The 22,491-nt window shown below is 30.9% G+C and carries 21 protein-coding genes and 1 tRNA gene; 7 read left to right on the top strand and 15 right to left on the bottom strand.

Annotated features, from left to right (window positions below; all coding sequences use genetic code 11):
- Window positions 1-561 precede the first annotated feature (561 nt).
- From CLVI_RS09570 to CLVI_RS09580, 3 genes are all read right to left on the bottom strand, one after another.
- Window positions 562-636 (bottom strand) — tRNA-Arg (locus tag CLVI_RS09570).
- A 165-nt stretch (window positions 637-801) separates the two neighbouring features.
- Complete coding sequence (locus tag CLVI_RS09575; protein WP_106059908.1) at window positions 802-3,207, bottom strand: cation-translocating P-type ATPase; 2,406 nt, start codon at window positions 3,205-3,207, stop codon at window positions 802-804.
- Between the two features lie 177 nt (window positions 3,208-3,384).
- The gene (locus tag CLVI_RS09580; RefSeq protein ID WP_242980640.1) at window positions 3,385-4,233 is read right to left on the bottom strand and encodes a DegV family protein; all 849 of its coding nucleotides are present in this window, start codon (window positions 4,231-4,233) and stop codon (window positions 3,385-3,387) included.
- A 176-nt stretch (window positions 4,234-4,409) separates the two neighbouring features.
- Between CLVI_RS09580 and CLVI_RS09585 the strand changes: the two genes are divergently transcribed.
- Entirely contained in the window at window positions 4,410-5,126 is a 717-nt protein-coding gene (locus tag CLVI_RS09585) for a lysophospholipid acyltransferase family protein (protein WP_106059909.1), read from the top strand.
- A 21-nt stretch (window positions 5,127-5,147) separates the two neighbouring features.
- On the opposite strand, the gene CLVI_RS09590 is transcribed toward CLVI_RS09585, so the two are convergent.
- Window positions 5,148-5,807 carry a DUF6483 family protein gene (locus CLVI_RS09590; protein ID WP_106059910.1) on the bottom strand — a complete coding sequence of 220 codons (660 nt, stop codon included), beginning with the start codon at window positions 5,805-5,807 and terminating at the stop codon, window positions 5,148-5,150.
- Between the two features lie 132 nt (window positions 5,808-5,939).
- Here CLVI_RS09590 and CLVI_RS09595 point away from each other — a divergent pair, with 132 nt between their 5' ends.
- Complete coding sequence (locus tag CLVI_RS09595) at window positions 5,940-7,184, top strand: HD-GYP domain-containing protein (protein ID WP_106059911.1); 1,245 nt, start codon at window positions 5,940-5,942, stop codon at window positions 7,182-7,184.
- A gap of 122 nt (window positions 7,185-7,306) precedes the next feature.
- Here CLVI_RS09595 and CLVI_RS09600 read toward each other — a convergent pair whose 3' ends face one another.
- The 6 genes from CLVI_RS09600 to CLVI_RS09625 all read right to left on the bottom strand — a co-directional run bounded on the left by CLVI_RS09600 (window position 7,307) and on the right by CLVI_RS09625 (window position 13,595).
- Window positions 7,307-8,554: a PucR family transcriptional regulator gene (locus CLVI_RS09600; RefSeq protein ID WP_106059912.1), complete on the bottom strand. Its 1,248-nt coding sequence runs from the start codon at window positions 8,552-8,554 to the stop codon at window positions 7,307-7,309.
- A 155-nt stretch (window positions 8,555-8,709) separates the two neighbouring features.
- Window positions 8,710-10,500, bottom strand: coding sequence for a bifunctional homocysteine S-methyltransferase/methylenetetrahydrofolate reductase (locus CLVI_RS09605; protein ID WP_106059913.1), 1,791 nt, complete (start codon window positions 10,498-10,500; stop codon window positions 8,710-8,712).
- Window positions 10,457-11,410 carry a LysR family transcriptional regulator gene (locus CLVI_RS09610; protein WP_106059914.1) on the bottom strand — a complete coding sequence of 318 codons (954 nt, stop codon included), beginning with the start codon at window positions 11,408-11,410 and terminating at the stop codon, window positions 10,457-10,459. Before CLVI_RS09610 ends, CLVI_RS09605 begins: the two co-directional genes overlap by 44 nt.
- A gap of 18 nt (window positions 11,411-11,428) precedes the next feature.
- Window positions 11,429-12,082, bottom strand: coding sequence for a TIGR00266 family protein (locus CLVI_RS09615; protein ID WP_106059915.1), 654 nt, complete (start codon window positions 12,080-12,082; stop codon window positions 11,429-11,431).
- Between the two features lie 95 nt (window positions 12,083-12,177).
- Window positions 12,178-12,939, bottom strand: coding sequence for an ABC transporter permease (locus CLVI_RS09620; RefSeq protein WP_106059916.1), 762 nt, complete (start codon window positions 12,937-12,939; stop codon window positions 12,178-12,180).
- On the bottom strand, window positions 12,939-13,595 hold the full coding sequence (locus CLVI_RS09625) for an ABC transporter ATP-binding protein (protein WP_106059917.1): 657 nt from the start codon (window positions 13,593-13,595) through the stop codon (window positions 12,939-12,941). The genes CLVI_RS09620 and CLVI_RS09625 overlap by 1 nt, the downstream gene beginning before the upstream one ends.
- A gap of 124 nt (window positions 13,596-13,719) precedes the next feature.
- Here CLVI_RS09625 and CLVI_RS09630 point away from each other — a divergent pair, with 124 nt between their 5' ends.
- Window positions 13,720-14,565 (top strand): DUF4405 domain-containing protein, encoded by an 846-nt coding sequence (locus CLVI_RS09630; RefSeq protein WP_106059918.1) that lies wholly within the window; start codon window positions 13,720-13,722, stop codon window positions 14,563-14,565.
- A 63-nt stretch (window positions 14,566-14,628) separates the two neighbouring features.
- Here CLVI_RS09630 and CLVI_RS09635 read toward each other — a convergent pair whose 3' ends face one another.
- Window positions 14,629-14,787, bottom strand: a complete 159-nt coding sequence (locus tag CLVI_RS09635; protein ID WP_106059919.1) for a CAT RNA binding domain-containing protein — start codon at window positions 14,785-14,787, stop codon at window positions 14,629-14,631.
- A 49-nt stretch (window positions 14,788-14,836) separates the two neighbouring features.
- Window positions 14,837-15,310 carry a methylated-DNA--[protein]-cysteine S-methyltransferase gene (locus CLVI_RS09640; protein ID WP_106059963.1) on the bottom strand — a complete coding sequence of 158 codons (474 nt, stop codon included), beginning with the start codon at window positions 15,308-15,310 and terminating at the stop codon, window positions 14,837-14,839.
- Between the two features lie 171 nt (window positions 15,311-15,481).
- On the opposite strand from CLVI_RS09640, the gene CLVI_RS09645 reads away from it, so the two are divergent.
- The gene (locus CLVI_RS09645; protein ID WP_106059920.1) at window positions 15,482-15,748 is read left to right on the top strand and encodes a DUF1294 domain-containing protein; all 267 of its coding nucleotides are present in this window, start codon (window positions 15,482-15,484) and stop codon (window positions 15,746-15,748) included.
- 79 nt (window positions 15,749-15,827) lie between these two features.
- Here CLVI_RS09645 and CLVI_RS09650 read toward each other — a convergent pair whose 3' ends face one another.
- The 3 genes from CLVI_RS09650 to CLVI_RS09660 form a co-directional block, all read right to left on the bottom strand.
- Window positions 15,828-16,295 carry a chemotaxis protein CheX gene (locus tag CLVI_RS09650; RefSeq protein WP_106059921.1) on the bottom strand — a complete coding sequence of 156 codons (468 nt, stop codon included), beginning with the start codon at window positions 16,293-16,295 and terminating at the stop codon, window positions 15,828-15,830.
- Window positions 16,277-17,152 (bottom strand): response regulator, encoded by an 876-nt coding sequence (locus tag CLVI_RS09655; RefSeq protein ID WP_106059922.1) that lies wholly within the window; start codon window positions 17,150-17,152, stop codon window positions 16,277-16,279. Before CLVI_RS09655 ends, CLVI_RS09650 begins: the two co-directional genes overlap by 19 nt.
- A 153-nt stretch (window positions 17,153-17,305) precedes the next feature.
- The gene (locus CLVI_RS09660; RefSeq protein ID WP_106059923.1) at window positions 17,306-19,105 is read right to left on the bottom strand and encodes a heme NO-binding domain-containing protein; all 1,800 of its coding nucleotides are present in this window, start codon (window positions 19,103-19,105) and stop codon (window positions 17,306-17,308) included.
- Between the two features lie 375 nt (window positions 19,106-19,480).
- Between CLVI_RS09660 and CLVI_RS09665 the strand changes: the two genes are divergently transcribed.
- From CLVI_RS09665 to CLVI_RS09675, 3 genes are read left to right on the top strand one after another with little or no spacing between them, the layout of a single operon-like run.
- Entirely contained in the window at window positions 19,481-20,623 is a 1,143-nt protein-coding gene (locus CLVI_RS09665) for an ABC transporter substrate-binding protein (RefSeq protein WP_106059924.1), read from the top strand.
- Between the two features lie 24 nt (window positions 20,624-20,647).
- Window positions 20,648-21,523 carry a branched-chain amino acid ABC transporter permease gene (locus CLVI_RS09670; RefSeq protein WP_106059925.1) on the top strand — a complete coding sequence of 292 codons (876 nt, stop codon included), beginning with the start codon at window positions 20,648-20,650 and terminating at the stop codon, window positions 21,521-21,523.
- A gap of 9 nt (window positions 21,524-21,532) precedes the next feature.
- Window positions 21,533-22,483: a branched-chain amino acid ABC transporter permease gene (locus CLVI_RS09675; RefSeq protein ID WP_106059926.1), complete on the top strand. Its 951-nt coding sequence runs from the start codon at window positions 21,533-21,535 to the stop codon at window positions 22,481-22,483.
- The last annotated feature ends 8 nt before the right edge of the window (window positions 22,484-22,491 follow it).

Consider the following 22,491-nt stretch of genomic DNA (forward strand, 5'->3'; position numbering starts at 1 on the left):
ATAAATCCAACTCCATTCTTTTTATCTTAGCAATAAAATTATAATGGATAATTTATGTATTGGGGAGATGTTTTTACATCTCCTTTATTTTTTTGCTACCTTTGCCTACTAAAATTATACTCTAACATTATTTATTATATGTAGACCTATATATTTAAATGGAGAAGCTTATCTTATAGGAAGTACTACAGATATATATTTTCCTGATAATTATTCTGAGTATGAACCATGAAAAAAATGTTAAAATATAGTAGCTAATATTAATGCTAAATCTATCTAATCAGCTTCAAATCCTGATGTTTCCTATATCTTCTTATATTCTTATCTTATTAATTTCTTATCTTCTGCACTGGGCCTAGGTAAGTATTTGGTGCATAGAAAGTTCATAAAATTTAAAATTATTCTACGTTGCTCCAGTTTCCTCTGAAGAGCTATATAGCCGATTGAACTATGAATTTTTCTCTATTGCCCTTGCCTAAGGATAATAGTCCCCTTAAAGTCCCTTGTGAAATATTAAAGAACGGCCCAACCCTTAAGGTTAAGCCGTTCTTTGTAACTATATGGTGTCCCCAGCAGGAATCGAACCTGCATCTGTCCCTTAGGAGGGGACTGTTCTATCCGTTGGACTATGAGGACTTACTTTATTTAATTACTATTAGATTTTAATATACTTGCTTGACTATGTCAACTCTAATACCACAAAACTAGGGTAGATATTAAATTTCTATTATAACTTCTAAATATTGTTACTACTGCATCCCAGAGGCCACTCCCAAAGAGAAGTGACCTTTTAATATAATTTTAAGCAATATAACGTGAAATCTTATTGTTTCTCTTAAAAAATTTTCTTATAAGCCTAACACATATTGTAATCATAGGCCAAGATGCCGCCGTAAAAGCTGCTACAAGTATCCACTCCTTAAATGATATTCTAGTTAAACTAAATACCATTCTTCCTATAGGAGTAGTAAAGCATAATACGCTACAAGCTATCATAGCTACAACTAAAAACAATTTAAATCTAGTTATTGGAAAGGCCACTCTAATCAAAACTACTAAACTTACTCCTAAGAATACAAGCAAAGCTACTGACCTACAGTGCCTTAAACTTGCTCCTGCTAAATGAGTAGTTACAAAGGCCACTGTTGTAAATCCAACCATTATAATTCCATTTGGAATACTTACAGTTAAAATTCTTTTTAAAAACCCTGATCTTACTCTCCCTGTTGATGGCTCTAACGCTAAGAAAAATGATGGTATTCCAATAGCACAACTTCCTACCAGCGCAGCTTGTATTGGCAGTATAGGATATGGTAATAACATTATGGAGAATACTAAAGATAAACCCACAAAGAAAACTGTTTTTGACAAGAATAATTCAGCAACTCGCTCTAGGTTGTTGATTTGTTTTCTTCCTTCTGCAACAATCTTTGGTAAGGCTTCAAAATTAGACTTTAATAGTACCAGCTGTGCTACAGCCTTAGTTGCTTCTGAACCATTTGCCATAGCAATTCCACAATCTGCTTCTTTTAAAGCTAGTACATCATTTACTCCATCTCCAGTCATAGCAACAGTATGGCCCTTTGATTGAAGTGCTTTTATTATATCTCTCTTCTGATGAGGAGTAACTCTTCCAAAAACAGTATAATTATCTACTACATCCTTTAACTCCTTTATATCCTTAGGTAAGGTCCTCGCATCTACATATCTATCATAACCTTCCATTCCAGCTCTCCTGGCAACAGCAGAAACAGTTACTGGGTTATCCCCAGAAATAACCTTTAAATGTACGCCTTCTTCTTTGAAATATTTTAATACCTTAGGGGCATCTTTCCTAATTACATCTTCTATTAATATTAATGCAGCCTCCTGAATGGTTTCTGTTAAACCTTCTTTTAAACTTAATTGATTAACCTTTCCTAATAATAGAACTCTTTTCCCCTCTGCAGCATCCTTCTCTATTATTTCACTAAATTCCTTATACCTATCTCCTAGTAAAACTTCAGGAGCTCCCATAACCCAAGCACCATACCCCTTCATTATAATTCCACCCCATTTTCTCTTAGATGAGAAGGGAACTTTTTCTATTATAGTTATATCAGGATTATCTTCATATTTTTCTAATATAGCCTTTTGAGTTGGATTTTTGCTAGGGAGATTATGAACTAAAGTACCAAGAACTAAATCTATTTCTTTTTTATCCCTACAACCTAATACTACTACCTCATCCAGGTTAAATGTTCCCTCTGTTATTGTTCCAGTCTTATCTACGCAAAGAACATCTACCCTTGCCAATACTTCTGTTGCTGATAACTGTTGGACTAGAGTGTCATATTTAGCTAATCTAACTACTGATACTATAAATGTAGCACTTGTTAATAAAACTAAACCTTCAGGAATCATCCCGACTATACCCGATACCGTACCTATTGCTGCATCCCTCCAACCTGAATGTACCAATAATATTTGTGTTGCTGTTAAAGCTCCTCCAAGTGGAACTATTAATATTAATAATAATTTTATAATTTTACTTATGGAATTTTGTAATTCTGAGTTAACCGCCTTAAACTCTCGTGCTTCATCTGCTAATTTAGATGAATATGTATTACTTCCAACTTTATTGACCTTTGCATATCCTTCTCCTGTTATAATAAAACTTCCTGATAATATTTCTTGTCCTTCTTTTTTATATACTGGATCAGATTCCCCTGTAAGCATAGACTCATCAACCTCTAATTCATCTGCATAAAGTACTTTGCAATCAGCTAGAATTTGATTTCCACAACATAAACAAACAACATCATCTATAACTAATTCTTCTATAGATACTTCGATTTCTTTACCACTTCTTAAAACCTTTGCATGTGCCATACTTAAAACAGATAGTTTTTCTAAAGTCTTCCTAGCATTAAGTTCTTGAGCTACACCCATAATACTATTTACTACTATTATTCCTGCAAAAATAGCATTTTTAGGTGATCCTGCTAGAATTACTATTGTAGCTAAAATTAAGTTAAGAGAATTAAAAACATTGAAAAAATTTGCCCTAATCATCTGTCCTAAAGTTCTTGATGGAGGTGTTGGTATCTTATTAACCTGACCCCTAGATATCCTAATCTCTACATCTTTATCAGTTAAACCATATATTTCTTCTTTTATATTAAAAGTGTCTCTAATTTTATTTGTTTTTATATTAATACACTCCATAAATTACTCCCCAATACAGTTATATTATTACTTTTTTACATATAACTAATTTTAATTTATCAATCTTAATATACTCTTAAATATTATAGATAAATTATTAAGATATCCTTTAATTTTACTGATTTTATCCTTAATCCTTCTATATTGTAAAAAAAGAAGAGTTTAAATGTACTCTTTTTAATTTTTAGTATAATATGAAACCCCAATACTACCTGGTCCCACATGTATACCTATTATAGGCCCAATAGATTGTATTTCTACTTCTACATTTAATTTTTCACTAAGACGTCTGGCAAGTTCCAACCCTTCTTTTTCACAATTAATGTGATGTACTATAAGTTCTCCCATTCCGTTTTCTTCCATATCTTTTATAACCTTATTTTCAATTACATCAACAGCCTTTTTTTTAGTCCTTACCTTTTTAAAAACAGTAGTACTTCCATTAAAAACTGTAAGTATAGGTTTTATTTGAAGTATAGATCCTACTAATGCCGAAGCTCCACCTATTCTTCCACCCTTCTTTAAATACCTAAGGGTCTCAGGAACAAATAAAAATTTCCCATTACTTTTTACCTTATTAATTATATTAATTACCTCATTTATATCTTTCCGTTCTTCTGAAGCTTTTGCTCCTTGTAATACTTGGAATCCCATCTCCATACAAGTTGTCTTCGAATCTATTATCTTAATCTTGGCATTAGGATATTCCTCTAAAACCATTTCTCGCACAAGATGTGCACTAGAATATGTACCACTAATATTTGAAGACAAAAACACTGCCACAAGGTCATTTCCTTTACTTACTATATCTTTAAATAAATTAATTAATTCTTCTATACTAGGCTGTGAAGATGTTGGTATATGTTCTAATTTTTCCATATCATTATAAAACTTTACATTTTCCAAATCAACCTCTTTATAACTCTTTCCATCTAGTATTACATTCAATGAAATAATTGTTATATCGTATTCTTTTTGTAGTCTCTTTGGAATATAACTTGTACTATCTGTAACTATTTTTACCACTATCCTGCCTCCTAATATTGCTAATTTGATAATACGCAATTATACCATAATTAATATCTGAAATTTATATTTAGTACTACTATTCTCTGATTTTTAATGATATTATTCTTTAAGTTTTAACTTTATTGTAATATACTATTCTATGTTAAACTCTTCATATAAGGAGGATTATATTTATGTTAAGGTTATTATTATTTTATCCTAGATTAGTTTTAAGTGTAATGTTAGTTTCAATAAATCTTATTAAGATTAATTATTTACAGCGTAAAGGTCGAAGTGAGGAACGGAACTCACTAATACATAAAGTTACTTATTCTTGGGCAGCTTTCATTATGAGAATTAGTAATGCTAAAATTACTGTTTCTGGATTAGAAAATTTACCTAACGATACAACCGTACTATTTGTATCTAATCATCAAAGTTACTTTGATATACCCCTTTTAATGAGCGTAATAGATCTACCTAAAGGATTTATTGCAAAAAAAGAGCTGGCAAAATGGCCTGGTATCCATATTTGGATGACATATATTAGATGTACATTTTTAGATAGAGATAATATGCGTAAGTCTGCTGAAGCAATTGTAGAAGGCATTAAAACTCTAAAGAGTGGCTATTCAATGGTTGTTTTTCCAGAAGGAACTAGAAGTAAGGGCGGTGAACCTCTAGAATTTAAAGCTGGTAGCTTTAAACTTGCACTTAAATCGAAGGTTCCTATTATACCAATTACAATAGATGGTACATATAAACTTTTAGAAGCTTATGATAGTAAAGTTAAAGTTTCTTCTATAAAAGTAACAATACATCCAAGTATTGATGTTACTTCACTTACAAAGGAAGAAATCACTGAATTACCACATACAGTAAGAAATATAGTCCTTAATTCTATAACTTAAAAAGGAGACCTCGGTCTCCTTTTAATTTTCTCTCATCACTATTAATTCCTCTAAGCTTTCTTCAATTTCATTTATGGGTAAATTTCCTTTAGTGAGTTCGTCATAAGATTTTTTCTTTAATCTTAAGTAAAAATTTATTCCATCCTTAATTATATCTATACCTTTACTACTCTGCTTTATCATAGTAAATAATACATCTTCTGCTTTATCAAACTTATTTGCAGCTTCATATAATTTAAAAATCTTCATATTTTTCTCTAAAGAAAGCTCATATTTACCCATTTTATCTATTACTTCAATTGCATCATTTAGGTATTCTTCCTCTAAATATTCCTCTTCTATATAAGCTTCATAAAAACTTTCTATAGCTTTTTTATAATATGAAATTTTATTTTCTTCTACATTTATTTTATCAAAAACACTCCCCTGCAGATATAATAATTCTGAAAGAGCAATATACCTTTCAGCATTATATTGATTTTCCCTTCCTATTATATTTATAACATCTGAAAAAGCCATAGTATCAATAGTTACCATATCTAATCCCACTAAAGATCTTATTTCTTTATTTATAATTTTAAAAGCTTGATCTATTTCTCCATTTATAATATTTTTATCTATTTCTATCCTTACTAGCTTTAAACTGCTCTGGACTTCCTTCATATAATCTTTTTTAAGCATTTTCAGGGCCTCCCTTTAATTAACAATGTACATATATTATATAATTTTCTTTTCATTTTTTCTATTTGTTGATAATATATTCTTATAATAACATTTTTCTAATTTATATGCTAAAGGACTATAGGTGATATTATGCAAAAAATAACTTTAAGAAATGTAATAGATATTATTCAGAGAACTCTTAATTCTATTGATGATAGATTTGTAAATCATGGAGAACAGGTAGCTTATATTATGCTTTGCATTCTAAAAGAACATGGCGGATATAGCAAAGAAGAAATCCTTAGAATATGTACGGTTTCAATATTTCATGATATAGGAGCTTACAAAACAGCAGAAAGAGATACACTTCTAGAACTTGATTATTCAACTTCTAATGCTCATTCTGTGTATGGTTCTTTATTTATAAAATATTTTTCTCCTCTAGGAGACCTCTCTAAGGTTATTCTTGGACACCATCTATTTGTTAAGGATCTAGCTAATATTTCAGTTATTGGTATTCCTAATGAAGCTTTACTACTTGGACTTTGTGATTATGTTTCAATAATTAATTTAACCTTAGGTAGTGTAAAGGAATCCTATCTACTTTCAAGAAAAGATAGATACTCTCCAGAACATATATCTTTATTTATTAGAGCGAACAGAAAATATAATTTCACTCAAAAACTTAATAGTGGATCATATATCGATGAACTATATGATTTCCTAGGAAATAGGCTAGTAACTAGGGATGAAATACTAAGTTATGCTAGAATGTTAACCTACTCCATAGATTTTAGAAGTGAACATACTGTACGACATACTATATTAGTCGAGGCAATAAGTTTTCAGTTAGCCAAACTATATGGATTTGATGATGAAAAACTTACTGAAATTAAAATATCTGCTGCCCTCCATGATATAGGTAAAATGAGTATTCCTATTGAGATTTTAGAGAAACCAGATAAGCTTACCTTTGACGAATTTGAAATAATGAAGCAGCATTGTATTATTGGTTATAATATATTAAGTGATCTTAATATTGATGATATACGCGATATAGCTTCCTTCCATCATGAAAAATTAGATGGAAGTGGTTACCCTTTTGGTCTTAAATCAGAAGATTTATCGACTGAAGCTAGAATCGTTGCTATATCTGATATTCTTAGTGCCTTAATTGGCTCAAGGAGCTATAAAGAAAGCTTTCCAAAGGATAAAACCATCGCTATCTTAAACGATATGGTTCATGATAATAAAATTGATGCCAATCTAGTTGAACTAACTATTACTAATTATGACTTTATCATTAGTGAAGCTACCATTGAATCGTCTGCACTTATGAACACCTATAATAACTTAATGAACAATTATCTTGAATTACTTGAATATATTTCTTAAAAAAGAAGCTATCCTCTTTTAAAATGGAACATATATAAATATACTCTTTTTATAAGTGTCTATCATATACGTTCCATTTTTATTTAAGAAAGGCTTCTTTTTTCTATAGTTTATTTTTGCCTTTAGTCAATTAAGGATAAAGTGTGATTTTTCTTTAATATTTTTTTTATATATACTGCTATTTTTAGATTGGCACAATCATTAAAATCATGTAAATGACAGTCTAATAATTCTTCTATTTTTTTAATTCTATATTTTAATGTATTCCTATGTAAAAACAATTTTTCAGCAGTAATAGTAATATTACAATTTTCCTCTAAATAAGTTTCCAAAGTTTGAAAAAGATTGGAATCATTCATAACATCATGGTCAGCCAAAGCACCTAGATTATCTAAATAGTATTCCCTTAAGGTCTCCTTATTTGGAATACTAAATAACAATCCATATATACCTATATCCTTATAGTTTATTACTGTATTTTGTTTTCCTTCACATTTTATAGTTTCAAGAGCTACTTCTGCTTCATTTAGGGATTGCTTCATCATCTTTAGGTCCTTATAGGGATTACCAATACCTACACTAACAGTAATTCCTTCTATTCTATTTGAAACTATCCTTTGAATCTCCCTGAGAGCACTATTTAACCTTACCATACGTGCATCTTCAAACCTATTCAGAAAAATTACGCAATCATTTTTATATATTAGAGGTACCTTCAAACGATATTTTTCTAATATATCCTCTACAATCTTTCCAAACAAAAGCTTAACCTTAGATATTGTTTCCTCATCTTTAATCTCTTTGTTTTTTATAAATCCAGAAAAATCATCTATATCCACAACTCCTATATGACATTCCCTTGAAATGTTATATCCAAAATAATTTATTTTCTCCAAGACATCTATACCAAATTCTCCACTACCAAAAAGTATATTACTTAAAAATTGAGTAAGAGAATTTTCTTCTATATTTGATACTATAATGGCATTACAAATTTCTTGTGAAACTTCAACTAGCTTTGTCTCCCAAGGCAGCTCAAATATTGGTAGTTCAAGTTCATTTGCAACGTCTATAGCCTCTTTTGGAACTTTCTTAATATATGGGCCTACATTTACTATAAGCCCAACTGCCTTTTTATCATTAATTTCTTGAATTAGCTTTATTAATTGACCTGTATCATCCTTTATGGCAACCCCTGTAATATAGACAATTTCTCCCCCTTTTAGCCATTGTCCTATCTCTAGAGGATTAGTAAAGTATTCACCTATATACATCCACTCAATAGACTTTTGTAATCCTCTTTCTCCCCCTACAAGACTCATTTCTTGAAGAGATTTAAATTTTAAAATATCCTTAACCATGATTGACATATCTATCTCCCCTTTTACCAAAACAAATATTTACTTATATATAAATCTTACAATTTATTACTGTGCTTAGTATATTTATATGAAAAAAAGGCGTCTTTATTATATAATAAAGACACCTTTGTCCATTCAATATTACCATACTTGAAATCCAAAAGCTACTTTCTATTCGAGGCATAACCTTTAGTCTTATTTATTTCTACAATTATTCTTTCTACAATATCAATTCTCTTGAAGGGAGTAATAATATAATATCCATCCACATAGGGAGCAATTTCTTTTGTGATCCTAACTGAAATTTTAACAGCAAGCTCTGTAGCTTCCTCCTTAGATACCTCTTTATATAATTCTGTAATCTCCTCTGAAACCTTAATTCCAGAAATCTCATTATTCATAAAGCAAGCATTTCTATAGCTTACAACAGGAATAATTCCACCTAAAATCTTAGCATCTAAAGTTTCCTTAGCTAATTTTAGATTTTTTAATGCTTCCTTAGTTAAAATTGGTTGAGTTAAAAACATACTTACACCACTTATAATCTTCTTCCTTGCTTGATTTAATTCGCTTTCAAAATTAATGGCATTAACATTTAAGGCTGCACAAATATTAAAAGGATTTTTGAATATTTCTTCATTTAGCGTCGTAATATGCTTTGCTAAAACTGCTGAATTGAAGCTAAACATAGTCTTTATTTCATCCTTTTTTGCAGATGGAACTGGATCTCCTGTTACTACTAAAACATTGTTTACTCCTTCAATATTTAATCCTAAGAGTAAAGCCTTTGTAGCATTTATATTTCTATCACGACAAGTCATATGTGGTATAGATGTAATATTAAGCTCCCTTTTTAGCTTGCACGCAAGTAAGCTGCTATCAACTCTTGCACGAGCAATTGGACAATCTGCTATTGTTATAGCATCCACTCCTAGAGATTTCAATATTTTTGCGCCCTTCATAAAGAAATCTATATCTGTGTTCATAGGTGGGTCAAGTTCTACTGCTATAACCTTTTCTCCACTATTTATTTTAATTAAAAATTCATTTTCAATTTTACTCTCATTACTTTCAGATTTAAGTATAACCTCTGCCTTTAATATGTCATCTAAGGTAAAGGTTTTTAATTTTTGCACAGTTTTTCGAATGTATTCAGGAGTTGTACCACAACACCCACCTAAAATAGCCACCCCTTGTGTTGCTATCTTAAGCATTTGATTAGCAAAATAATCTGAGCTGTTATCAAAAAATGTTCTATTATTTACAACTGTTGGGTAACCTGCATTAGGCATTATCGAAACTATTTTATCTTCGATATCAAAATTCTTTATGTAATCTAATAAGTGCTGTGGCCCTGATACACAATTGAATCCAATAGCATCTATTTCTTCAACATTTGATAATTCTTTAAAAATCTTTTTTCCCGAAAGACCAAGCCTTGTAAATCCATCAGGCGACACTGCAAATTCTACTAATATAAAAGCTTCTTTATTTTTACTCTTTATGTACTTTGCAAGATCTTTTAAATATTCATCACTACTAAAAGTTTCAAATAAGAAATTTCCCCCTCCAAGACTTAGAAAAACATCAACTATATCTTTATAATCTTCGAAGAGATTTTCGTTCTTCACAAAAGATATTGGTCCAATATCACAAAATACAAAAGCATCTTTTTCAGAAATAGCTTCAACTGCGATATTATATCCCTTTGTGATAACCTCTTTAACCTTTTCGAAATCACTTTCAAGGTAAATTTTATTTGCCCCAAATGTATTTGTTTTAATTGCTTTACATCCTGCATCTAGGTACTTCTCATGTATCTCTAAAATTAATTCCCTATTATTTAAATTAGATAGTTCACATTTTTTTCCTGCTGAATCAAGCTCTGCATAGTAGGTTCCCATAGCTCCATCAAATATTAGTGGTTGTGTTTTTATATAGTTCCTTACTCTCATTAGTACCTCCATTTTTTGTGATTGATTGCAATGCATTAATATAAATTTGCCCCAATCTACTAGGTGATATGTTTTTATGTGTTATTATTCCTACTGTAATATCTTCATTAGCTTCTAATGGGATAGCAATAATATCTGTTCCATTTAAATCTGAGCTTAAAATACCAGTAGAAATAGTATACCCATTCAATCCAATTAATAAACTAAATAATGTTGCTCTATCACTTACTTTTATACTCTTTTTATGAGATAGAGTACTTAAAATCTCCTCTGAAAAATGAAAGGAATTATACTCACCTTGCTCAAAGGAGAGGTATGGATAATCTTCTAACTCCTTCAAAGAAATCTTTTTTTTCTTTGCAAGAGGATTTTTAATACTTATAAACACATGAGGTTTCGCTGTAAATAATTTATTAAAAATTAAGCTATTGTCTTTAAATAGCTTATTAAGTATCTTTGAATTAAACTCATTAATATACAATATACCTATTTCACTTCTAAGATTTTTAACATCTTCAACGATTTCATAAGTCTTAGTTTCCCTCATTGTAAACTCATATTCATTAATTGCATATTCCTTAACTAAGTCAACAAAAGCATTTACTGCAAAAGCATAATGCTGAGATGATACGGAAAAATGTTGTGGTGAAGGTTTTGCATTTAGATATCTATTCTCTAAAAGCTCTGACTGTTCAACGACTTGTCGTGCATATGCTAAAAATTCCGAACCCTCAACAGATAGCTGTATTCCTTTATTTGTTCTAGTGAAAATATTTATATTTATTTGATTTTCAAGTTCTTTAACTGCATTAGATAAGCTTGGTTGTGTCATAAAGAGGCGTTTTGCGGCTTCATTAATTGAGCCATATTTTGATATTTCTATAACATATTTAAGTTGTTGTAATGTCACGGTATCACCCGGCCTTCCTTATTTTGAAGGTTGCATCATCTTTTGAGGATTCCTTGTTTGAATCCATATAACTCCAGGCCCAACGAATTTACAAACCAAGCCTTCTTTCCCTGCAATTGAACCGAAAATTCCTGACATTAGTTTCGTAGAATATCCCATATTGCTATCCCACAAAACTAGATGAGCTGAATCTACTATATAATTTTCTCCTGGCATGAGTTGCTTTTTATGAATAGCTCCATAGGCGCTTATAAATAAAGTTCCGTGCCCAGATGCCTCCATCTGTATCAAACCTTCTCCTGATAGTAGCCCATTTATTCCGCCAGATTTAGTATTAACCATAATTCCTGAAGTAGATGCTAAAAAGCTAGATTTTCCTAATCTATAATTTCTTGAACCATCTAATTCAACCATTTCAATATCACCTAAAAATTGAGGAGCTAAAAGTAATTCTCCATCCCCATTTGATCTAAACTTTTGAATGAACATGGACTCCCCTGAAAAAACTCTTCCAAGAGTTTTACCTAAGCCTCCAGTTTTAGCCTTCATTTCGAAAACATCACTCATAGATACCATAGCCCCAGCTTCAACTATGTACTCTTCCCCTCTACAAGCATTAATTCTCAATACTTTGTTTGTATTTCCATACATTAACTCATACTTTTTTTCCATTATATTTCCCCCTTTATACAATTACTTAAATTGTATTTTATTCGATTTTAATTGTCAAATAAATTTTGATTAGATCTTGATTACCTATAATTTCATTATTTTGATATACTACAATTCTTTAATTGCTTCCTTTCATTAAAGAAAGCTCTATAAGAAAGATACGTTGCCATCATAGTCGCTATAGATGAGGATGAAATAATCATAAAGGTAACCATTATTTGAAACTTTATTGCCATGAGTGGAGAGGCTCCTGCTAAAATAAGTCCTGTCATCATTCCAGGAAGGGATACTATTCCTAAGGTTTTGGCCGAATCAATGGTTGGTATAATAGCTATTTTTATACTTTCCCTTAATATCCCACTAGCTGCTTCCTTAATATCTGCCCCTAAGGATAACTTAACTTCCACCTCTTCACGCCTATTTTTAAAGGAATTATTTAAATTTCTATAGCTAATTCCAATTGCAACCATGGCATTACTTACTACCATTCCAGCCACAGGTACAATTTCATTAGCAACGAAGTTAAGTGCCCCTGATACTACTAGCACTGACATTGTTACACTAGTTCCAAGGAGTATAGAAATAAAGGATATCTTAACTACATTTTTAATTCCTTCGCCTCTTTTTTTAGTATTAACAGCTGCATTTACAATCATTATTAATACTATTAACAGGGTGAAAATGGGATTTTCTAATCCAAAAATTCTCTCTAAAATATACCCCACTATTGCAAGTTGAATAACAGCTCTTAAAACACTTATTATTATTTCCTTCTCTAAAGCTAGATGTTCCTTATAAGAAATAAATATAGGAATTATGATTAAGGTTGATGCTATAATTAATGACCTTGTATCCATTATCTTATCCCCTCCACCTTTTCTATACTTCCATTTGATATTGTTATTCTTTTATTAAAAATCCCTTCACTTTGTTCCAAGCTATGAGTAACCCAGATTACCGTAACCCCTTCTTTATTTATATCTTTTATATACTCCTCCACCACCTGAGCATTTACTGTGTCTAAGGCCGAGGTTGATTCATCTAATAATAGTATATCCGGTATGTACATTAAATTTCTTGCGATGGCTATCCTTTGTTTTTCTCCCCCTGATAGAGAATGTATATCCTTGTCCAAAATTCCTTTATCTAAATTAAATCGTTCCAACAAAGCTGAAATCCTATTCTTATTTGTACTTTCTTTACGTATTTTAAAAGGAAATTCCAAATTTTCAAATACCTGTTCCCCAAAGAGATGTGGGGATTGAATGCAATAGCTTATGTTTCTTCTTAGGTCTAGAGGATTACATTCCTTATAGTTTTTTCCTCTATAATATATATCCCCCTTTGATATAGAGATTAAATCTGCACATATCTTTAAAAGTGTACTTTTCCCACAACCTGATGAACCTACTATCGATATACAATCTCCCCCTTCTACATCAATATTAATATTATTCAATATTTTATTATTATCTACTTCATAAAATATCCCTTTTATATTAAGTATCTGCATATTACCCCTCCTTGTTATTATCTATATATATTCTACTCTAAACTTTTAAGTTTTGTTTAAGCTTTCAATTATATACTTTAGTTAATTAATAAAGGAATAGTTCTTATATCAATTAATTAAATTTATGGAGGTAATAATAATAACTAATAAAAAAGTGTTTAAGATCTTTCTAGATATTATAATGACAATACTTTTTGTTCTCTTAATGAATTTACATGTAACAGGATTGGTCTTCCATGAGATAGCTGGAATTGCAGTTTTTGTTTTTATTTCAATTCACTTGATTTTAAATTTCTCTTGGCTAAAGGGTATTACGGCCAATCTTCTTAAAAAAAATGAGCTCAATACAAAAAGAAAATTAATGTATGCTTTAAATATTGGTCTGTTTGTTTCTATAACAATAATTGTAGTTACTGGAATCATGATATCTATGTATCTATTCCCATCAACTTCAAGTACTCCTTTTATTAAATCAATTCATAAAGGGGCTTCCTTTATGGCTCTTGGACTTATTGGTATCCATGTAGCTCTTCATTTAAAGTATTTAGTGGCTGCCTTTAAGATTATTTTTATACACTTTGGAGATAAAAATGTAAAGAAGGTCATTGCTCGATGTTTTATAGGATTAGCAATTTTACTTGCTTTATATATACCTTTGTCAAAATATCTTTCAATTAATTCTCAATCAGAGTTTGCTTCCGGTAGCACTCCGCCTGGTAAAACTGTCCCTAATTCTTCAGGAGAGCCTCCTCAAAATCGTAGAGATAGTAATGACACCACCAACACTGATGATAGTTCAATTACTCAAGATACCACTGATCAATCAGTTAATCTATCTGATTACTTAGATAACCTAACCTGTACTGGTTGTGGAAAAAGCTGTTCCCTACTAAGCCCTCAATGTGGGAAAGGGGAACAACAAGCAGAAACTGCTACTACCAATTATGAAGTAACGTCTTCAGTACAATAATTAATAAAGAGCGAATTTAATATAAATTCGCTCTTTTTGCTGATGATTTTTGTTATTAATAATTTACTGTTGTAGGAGATATATCTTTTCAACATCTTCCTCTCTAAGAGAAGATCCTACCTTGTATTTATAAGCCAAAGCCATACCCCTTACAATCACTTCCTTATTATCTTTATCCATAGCTAAGACAATATTATTGTTAAATATTTTTGTAACATTCATTTTAACCTCCTATACGCTATATCTTTAACTAATGCTTCCTATTTAATACTTATTTTTCCTTGATTGCTTTTTCTAATTCCAAAAGATGTGCCTTCACCTTTAATCCACCTCTATATCCAACTAGCTTACCACTGGATCCGATAACTCTATGGCAAGGAATAAAAATAGGTATAGGATTTTTATTGTTTGCAGACCCAACAGCTCGGCAAGCCTTAGGATTACCAATTGTCTCTGCTACTTCTTTATAGCTTTTTGTTTCTCCATAGGATATAGAACATACGCAGGTCCATACATTTTTCCTAAACTCAGTTCCTGAAGGAGCTAGAGGCAAAGAGAATTCTTTACGGGTCCCCTGTAAATATTCCTTGAGCTGATTATTTGCTTCTCTTAATATATCAGTTTCTTTAATAATATATTCTTCTATGTAACAATCTATCTCAAAAAATAAATTTGTAATATCCCCATCCTTTTCAACAATTCCAAGTCTGCCAATATCAGTATTATAATAATAAATATTTCCCATAGTTAAGATATCTTTTCCCATTTAACCCCTCTCCTTTTACATCAACTTTTAGATAAAGTTTATCGCTTCGTTAATTTATAGTATAGCTCTTATTCTATAAAAATTTAATAATCTTATCACAAACTATGTTATTATCTTTTATAAGAAGTTTTATATTTAAAGGAGATTTTTATGTTTGAAATTCTTATACCATATATACTTGCAATTAATTTAATTGGCTTTATTATCATGTTTATAGATAAGAAAAAAGCCGTTCATCGAAAATGGAGAATAAGTGAAAGCACACTTATTACTATCTCAATTTTAGGTGGTTCCATCGGAATGCTCCTAGGAATGCATTGTTTTAGACATAAGACCAATCACAAAAAATTCACCCTAGGGGTTCCAGCAATACTAATAGTTCAATTAGGGATAATACTATTTTTTCTCCAAAGGTAAAAATAGTAAAGAAGCTGTGTTAAATAAGAATTAACTTACTTAACACAGCTTCTTTTTCATTTCTTTAAATAATTCATAATTATATTCTGTTCTTTTCTAAAGAAATATTAACTTCAATAAGCATTCCATCTACGCTCATCTCCACACAAAGGACCTTATCAGAGTTAGAACTTGCTGTAAATTCTCCCTCAATAAGGGTCGGTGTAGATATATCTACTTCTATATTATCCTTTGAAAAATTCATTGCAACATTCGCTGTTAACATATTAACAAGTTCTGATATAGCACTTTGAGGCAACTCATCGAATTTCTCTACAGGCATCCCCATCATCATTATTGATGCGATTTTCATTGCAGTATCAACACTCATTCCGTAAATAATATTACCTTTGACATCTCCGATAATGCCAATAATAATCACAACTCCTCGGCTTTTTATATATTTACCCTTTACGCTAATCCCATTTTTCTCAATATTATTTAACCCGAGTTGAGGTAATATATTGCTAAAGGCTTCTAGTACTGGATTTACATGATTGACATCCATTCTCCATCACCTCTCTTAAACCCTATATTTATTGCTAAATCTCCGAATTGAGATTTAACATTTGCAGAGTAGGTATTCTCTAATTCTGCTTTTGATATATTTATTGATTCACCATGAAATGTAGTTGGTGGAGCAACTCTTAACCCAAATAGCTTATTTTTCTTATTTATCATTGAACATGCGTTTCCTGCGAACATATTAGCTATTTCTGACATAACATTAAGTAACTCTTCGTTATTTTCAGGCTCTCTTTTTAACAATACTGCCGCAAGACTCTTTGCTGTTCCAAAGGACATATCCAAAATTAATCTACCTGAATATTTACCTGTAATACCCATAACTATTGATATACCTTCACTATGTATGGCGATGTCATCATTACTTTCATCTGTAATTTCTGGCATTGTCTTTGTAAGCCTATTGAAAAGGTTTAACACAGCTTCCTTAAATACGTTTGAATATAATCCTTCTAGCTCTAGATATAATTCCTCATCTGCCATAACTCTATTTATTAATAATGATAATTCTTCTTGATCAACAGGTTTTTGAATATATCCACATACATGAGTTTTTTTCGCTTTTCTTACAAGCTCCTCATCCATCATTGAGCTAACAATTATCACTTTAATATCTTTATTGATTTTATGAATTGCCCTTGTGCATTCAAATCCATCTGTTCCTGGAAGAGTCATATCCATAGTTACTAGATCAGGTTTTAGTCTACTAACTTCTTCAATAACTTCCTCTAAGCATTTTGCCTCACCAACTACATCAAATCCACTTTCAGTTATAATATCTCTTAGCATTGCTATTTGAAAAGGCGAGTCATCGACGATTAAAATCTTTACATCCTTCATAATTCCATCTACCCCTTTAGTTTATTTTTCATCCTCTAATCATTATATTTAATAATTAGGACTTATTCAACATTTCTTGTAAAAAATTGAATAATATTTTTTTCTTCATTATGATAATGTAATATTATCACAATGAAGTTTTATTGTTCTAGATTAAATTTTGTACCTCTCTAAATCCTTTTTGAATGTTTGTGTAATACCTTTGAAATCACTTATATTATCGATAAGTTTTTTTATTTCATTAGTATAATTTGTTACATTAGCACTTACCTCTTCAGAAGATGCTGAATTTTCTTCCGCAATTGCAGCTAAGTTTTCTACACTATCATAAACACTTGCTATAGAATCTGCTTCAGTATTAAGCTTATTTATAGTTTCTATCATAGAAGTAGCGACGCTTTTCACAGATTCATTAGCCTCAAAACTCTTGTTCCTAACAATTCCCAAGTTATCAGTTTCCTTTTCCAATACATCATACTGAATTTCTATCTTGACTACTAAGGATTTTATTTCACGAACAAATTCTTCTAAATTAGAATTAATTTCTTTAACTGCATCTTCAGATTGTTCAGCCAAATTTCTTATTGACTCAGCTACAACAGCAAATCCTCTGCCCTGTTCACCTGCTCTAGCAGCTTCAATGGATGCATTTAAAGCTAACAGATTAGTTTGTTCAGATATTCCTGAAACTATAGAAACAATATTAGTTATATCCTTAGCCTTATCTTCAAGCTGTGTACCTTTAACCTTAACTTCATTAAATTTTTCTAATGAAGTCAAAATGTTTTTACTAGCACTATCTACATTTTCATAACTATTATTTATTTTGTTCATTACATCTTCAAGTTGTAATTTATTTGCATTTTCATTTTTAACTATGCCCTTTAAAGCCTCAATATTTCCATTTAGTGATTGTGCAACAACATCTGTATTCTCAGCCTGCATGATTGCACCACCTGCTACCTGTTCAACAACACCTCCGATTTCATCAGAAGTATGTCCCATAGCCTCAGATATCTTATTAATGATATCTACAAAAGTATTCATCTCATCTGTAACGCCTTTAAATCCAACGAAGTCAGTTTGTATAACTTTTTTATGAGTCTTAAGTAGTCCATATATTTCTTCAAAGAAATCATTTGTACTAATTTTTCCATCAATATTATATTGATTATTTATAATTCGTCCAAGTTCTTCTTTTATTTGATTAATAGGAGACATCATTAAAGATACTCCCACAAAAGCTGCAAGTCCTGATACAGAACTTCCAATTAGTCCTTTGATAAGGTTATCAATACCTAGCAATGGAATCATTACTATCGCAGATATTATAAAGGTGAATACGCCTGCTTTAGCTCCAAAGTTTTTCATAAATCCTAGAGAAAGTACTCTATTGAAAAAATATTTTTTGCTATAATATATATCTTTATCAAAAGTGAGTTTCAATTTTAATTCACTGTCAGTTTTTAAAATCTGTTCTATCTTTACCTTTTCATTAAAATGTTCACATGTCCCATCTAGCATACCAAGAAAATAATCAAACATTCCTCTAGATGATTTGTAACTAAATATAGCTTCGGTTCTTGAAATAGCTTCTATTCCAACTAATGGAGGCTTAGCTCCAGCAAATTTTTTAGTCATTACTACATGTACATCAAACATAGATTTTAAAAACGAGTATGCATTCTCATGATCAAAAAAGGCAGGATAATCATTACTGAAGACTTTTATATTATCTTGACCAATTTTTCTCCACAGCAACCCGATTCCCATATTTTCCTTTTCTGCAATGTATTTAATTATTTTTTTTACTTCTCCATCATCAACATTTTCAATAGGCGAAAATATTTTGCCGCTACCCCACCCAATATTATTCATGGCTTTATTAACTGTCTCATCTCCAAATAATTTTCTATTGGTTTTCATCCACGTTGATACTACTGTTCCTTTCATTAATATTTATCCCCCTTAAGATTATTTATAAAAATCAACTTTTTATTTTCATTGAATAATTTCATTCAATTATATAATATTTTACTTCTATATAGTAATTATTATTATATATTATATTGATGCAATTTGGAATTTAATTTATTTATATTTAACATTCTTATCAAAAGAATATTTTCACTTCTGGGTCAAAAACATATTTGTTTCAATTTATAGATATATTTTCATATTTTATAAAATATCATTATTGTAGTTTATAGCTCTATATGTTATTATGTCCATAATATAAACATTTGTTTAGTATTAGATTAATAATGAATTTTATTAAAATTTCACATATTATAAGTTATTAATTTAAATTAATAGGGAGGATAATTTATGAAAAAGAAACTACTTTCAGCACTATTGGCTTCTGTTATGACCATTACTCTTCTTTCTGGCTGTGGAAAGAGCACTACTGATGATAGCATAATTAAAATAGGAGCTATCGGCCCATTATCTGGAGCTGCTTCAACTTACGGTATATCAGTAAAAGAGGGTGCTACCTTACTTGAAAAAGAAGTTAACGATGCAGGGGGCATTAATGGAAAGCAAATCAAGTTTTTCTTTGAAGACGACCAAGCTGATCCCAATTCAGCACTACAGGCCTTTAATAAGCTAGTTGATGATGAAAAGGTGTGTGCAGTATTAGGAGGAGTAACATCAGGGGCAACCCTTGCAATAGCTCCTAACGCAACTTCAAGAGAAATACCAATGATTACTCCAACAGGAACAGAACCAACTATTACAAATCTTGGTGGAGAGTATATGTTTAGAGGATGTTTTGTTGACTCATTCCAAGGCGAAGCTCTTGGAAAATATGCTACAGAAACATTAGGAAAGAAAACAGCTGCAGTTTTGTACAATGCAGGCTCAGATTACTCAAAGGGAATAGCTGACAGTTTCAAAACAAAATTCGAAGCCGAAGGTGGAACAATAACTGAATTCCTTACTTATAATGACAAGGATACTGATTTTAAAGCTCAATTAACAAAAATCAAGAGTGATAATCCAGATGTATTAGTATTACCTGATTATTACAACGTTGTTGGACTTATTGCTAAGCAAGCTAGAGGAATTGGTATTGAATCACAATTTCTTGGTGGAGACGGTTGGGAATCAGAGGATCTAGTAAAAATTGGTGGAGATGCTGTAAATGGTGCATTATACATTAATCACTACTATTCAGCAGACACAGAAGAAGTAGTTAAGAACTTTGTTGATACTTATAAAGAAGAATATAATAAAGAACCTGATGCCTTTGCTGCTCTTTCATATGATACAGCTAAAATTCTAGTTAAAGCAATTGAAAAAGCTGATAGCACAGATGGAGATGCAATTAAAACTGCTTTAGCCAGTATGGAAATGGACAGTGTTACAGGTAACATTAAATTTAATAGTGATAGAAGTGCTATAAAATCTGCAGTAGTTATTAAAATTGATGCAGGAAATAAAACTTTAGCTGATAAAATTAATCCTTAAATATTATAGGAGGAGTACTATACAATGGAATTTTTACAACAACTTATTAACGGGCTAGCTTTAGGTAGCGTATACGCCCTCCTAGCATTAGGTTATACGATGGTATATGGAATTATACAACTTATAAACTTTGCACATGGTGAAATATATATGATAGGAGCCTTCGCAGGCTTCTATTCTTCTACAACCCTAGGCTTATCACTAATACCAACCTTATTCATTGCTATGATAGCCTCAGGTCTGGCAGGTATAATAATAGAAAAGATTGCTTATAAGCCATTAAGAAATTCACCTAGAATAACTTTGCTTATTACAGCAATTGGAGTATCTTTATTTCTACAAAATGGTATGAGAATATTAGTAGGTTCTAATCCTAAGCCATTTCCTGATTTACTTCACGCGGGGTCAATTAATATAGGAGCTATCCAAATTGAATGGAAAACCATATTAATGATTGCAGTTTCTGCTGCTCTTGTCTTAGTACTTCAATTTATTGTTTACAAAACAAAGGTCGGGAAAGCAATGCGAGCATCTTCCCAAGATATGGAAGCGGCTTCCCTTATGGGTATAAATGTTAACAATACTATTTCTCTTACATTTGCTATAGGCTCTGCCTTAGCTGGTATTGCAGGAGTTTTAGTTGCAATTTCATATCCTAGCATTACGCCTTATATGGGAATTATGCCTGGACTTAAATCCTTTGTCGCAGCAGTACTTGGAGGAATCGGAAGTATACCTGGTGCTCTTGTTGGAGGAGTTGCTATTGGAGTAATTGAAACATTTTCAAAAGCTTATATATCAACTAATTTCTCCGATGCAATCGTATTTGGAGTTTTAATTATAATACTTTTAATTAAGCCTTCCGGTCTATTAGGTAAAAAGACCCATGAGAAAGTGTAGGTGTTACATATGAAAGAATTTTTAAAAAAGAAATCTATCCTAATTTTATTGGGATCTTTAGTTGTCTATGCTATTTTAATGGGGTTAATTAGTACTAAGGTAATAAATTCCTATTATGCTGGGATTATAAATTTAGCTTTGATTAATATTATATTAGCAGTTTCCTTAAATTTAATTGTAGGTTTTACTGGTCAATTGTGTTTAGGTCATGCTGGATTTATGTCAATAGGAGCTTATGTTTCAGCAGTAATTACGCAAAAAGCAGGCCTTCCATTTATAGTTTCAATAATTATGGGTGCAATAGTTGCATGCTTATTTGCAGCCTTAATAGGATATCCTACCCTAAAACTTACAGGAGATTATTTTGCAATAACAACCCTAGCTTTTTGTGAAATTATTAGAATAATTCTTATGAATATTGATTTTGTTGGTGGGGCTCGTGGCTTCACAGGTATTCCAATAAAAACTAATTTCACAGTTGCATTTCTATTTGCAGTTATTGTAATAATTATTATTTATAATATAATTCATTCGTCACAAGGGCGCGCAATGCTTTCCATCCGTGAGAATGAAATAGCGGCTGAATCAATGGGAATTAACGCATTTAAATATAAAATGATGGCATTCATCATAGCAGCCTTTTTTGCTGGACTAGCTGGTGGACTTTATGCCCACTATATGGGATATATCCAGCCATCATCCTTTGATTTTAACAAATCAATAGATTTCTTAACCTTTGTTGTATTTGGTGGTATGGGGTCTCTATCTGGTTCAATTATTGCTACTATAATATTAACCTTTTTACCAGAACTTTTAAGGGGAATGGCCGAGTACAGGATGCTAATATATCCATTAGCACTAATACTACTTATGATATTCAGACCTCAAGGATTATTTGGAGACAAAGAAATTTCTCTTAAAATATTTAAAAGATTTAATAAAGACAGTAAGAAATTATAGAATTGAAA

The organism is Clostridium vincentii, from assembly GCF_002995745.1.
In the GTDB taxonomy this organism is placed as follows: domain Bacteria; phylum Bacillota; class Clostridia; order Clostridiales; family Clostridiaceae; genus Clostridium; species Clostridium vincentii.

Coding starts and splice junctions, on each gene's coding strand:
- CLVI_RS09575 (WP_106059908.1), bottom strand. CDS start 3,207: ATGGAGTGTATTAATATAAAAACAAATAAAATTAGAGACACTTTTAAT.
- CLVI_RS09585 (WP_106059909.1), top strand. CDS start 4,410: ATGTTAAGGTTATTATTATTTTATCCTAGATTAGTTTTAAGTGTAATG.
- CLVI_RS09590 (WP_106059910.1), bottom strand. CDS start 5,807: ATGCTTAAAAAAGATTATATGAAGGAAGTCCAGAGCAGTTTAAAGCTA.
- CLVI_RS09595 (WP_106059911.1), top strand. CDS start 5,940: ATGCAAAAAATAACTTTAAGAAATGTAATAGATATTATTCAGAGAACT.
- CLVI_RS09600 (WP_106059912.1), bottom strand. CDS start 8,554: ATGTCAATCATGGTTAAGGATATTTTAAAATTTAAATCTCTTCAAGAA.
- CLVI_RS09605 (WP_106059913.1), bottom strand. CDS start 10,500: ATGAGAGTAAGGAACTATATAAAAACACAACCACTAATATTTGATGGA.
- CLVI_RS09615 (WP_106059915.1), bottom strand. CDS start 12,082: ATGGAAAAAAAGTATGAGTTAATGTATGGAAATACAAACAAAGTATTG.
- CLVI_RS09620 (WP_106059916.1), bottom strand. CDS start 12,939: ATGGATACAAGGTCATTAATTATAGCATCAACCTTAATCATAATTCCT.
- CLVI_RS09625 (WP_106059917.1), bottom strand. CDS start 13,595: ATGCAGATACTTAATATAAAAGGGATATTTTATGAAGTAGATAATAAT.
- CLVI_RS09630 (WP_106059918.1), top strand. CDS start 13,720: ATGGAGGTAATAATAATAACTAATAAAAAAGTGTTTAAGATCTTTCTA.
- CLVI_RS09635 (WP_106059919.1), bottom strand. CDS start 14,787: ATGAATGTTACAAAAATATTTAACAATAATATTGTCTTAGCTATGGAT.
- CLVI_RS09640 (WP_106059963.1), bottom strand. CDS start 15,310: ATGGGAAATATTTATTATTATAATACTGATATTGGCAGACTTGGAATT.
- CLVI_RS09645 (WP_106059920.1), top strand. CDS start 15,482: ATGTTTGAAATTCTTATACCATATATACTTGCAATTAATTTAATTGGC.
- CLVI_RS09650 (WP_106059921.1), bottom strand. CDS start 16,295: ATGGATGTCAATCATGTAAATCCAGTACTAGAAGCCTTTAGCAATATA.
- CLVI_RS09655 (WP_106059922.1), bottom strand. CDS start 17,152: ATGAAGGATGTAAAGATTTTAATCGTCGATGACTCGCCTTTTCAAATA.
- CLVI_RS09660 (WP_106059923.1), bottom strand. CDS start 19,105: ATGAAAGGAACAGTAGTATCAACGTGGATGAAAACCAATAGAAAATTA.
- CLVI_RS09665 (WP_106059924.1), top strand. CDS start 19,481: ATGAAAAAGAAACTACTTTCAGCACTATTGGCTTCTGTTATGACCATT.
- CLVI_RS09670 (WP_106059925.1), top strand. CDS start 20,648: ATGGAATTTTTACAACAACTTATTAACGGGCTAGCTTTAGGTAGCGTA.
- CLVI_RS09675 (WP_106059926.1), top strand. CDS start 21,533: ATGAAAGAATTTTTAAAAAAGAAATCTATCCTAATTTTATTGGGATCT.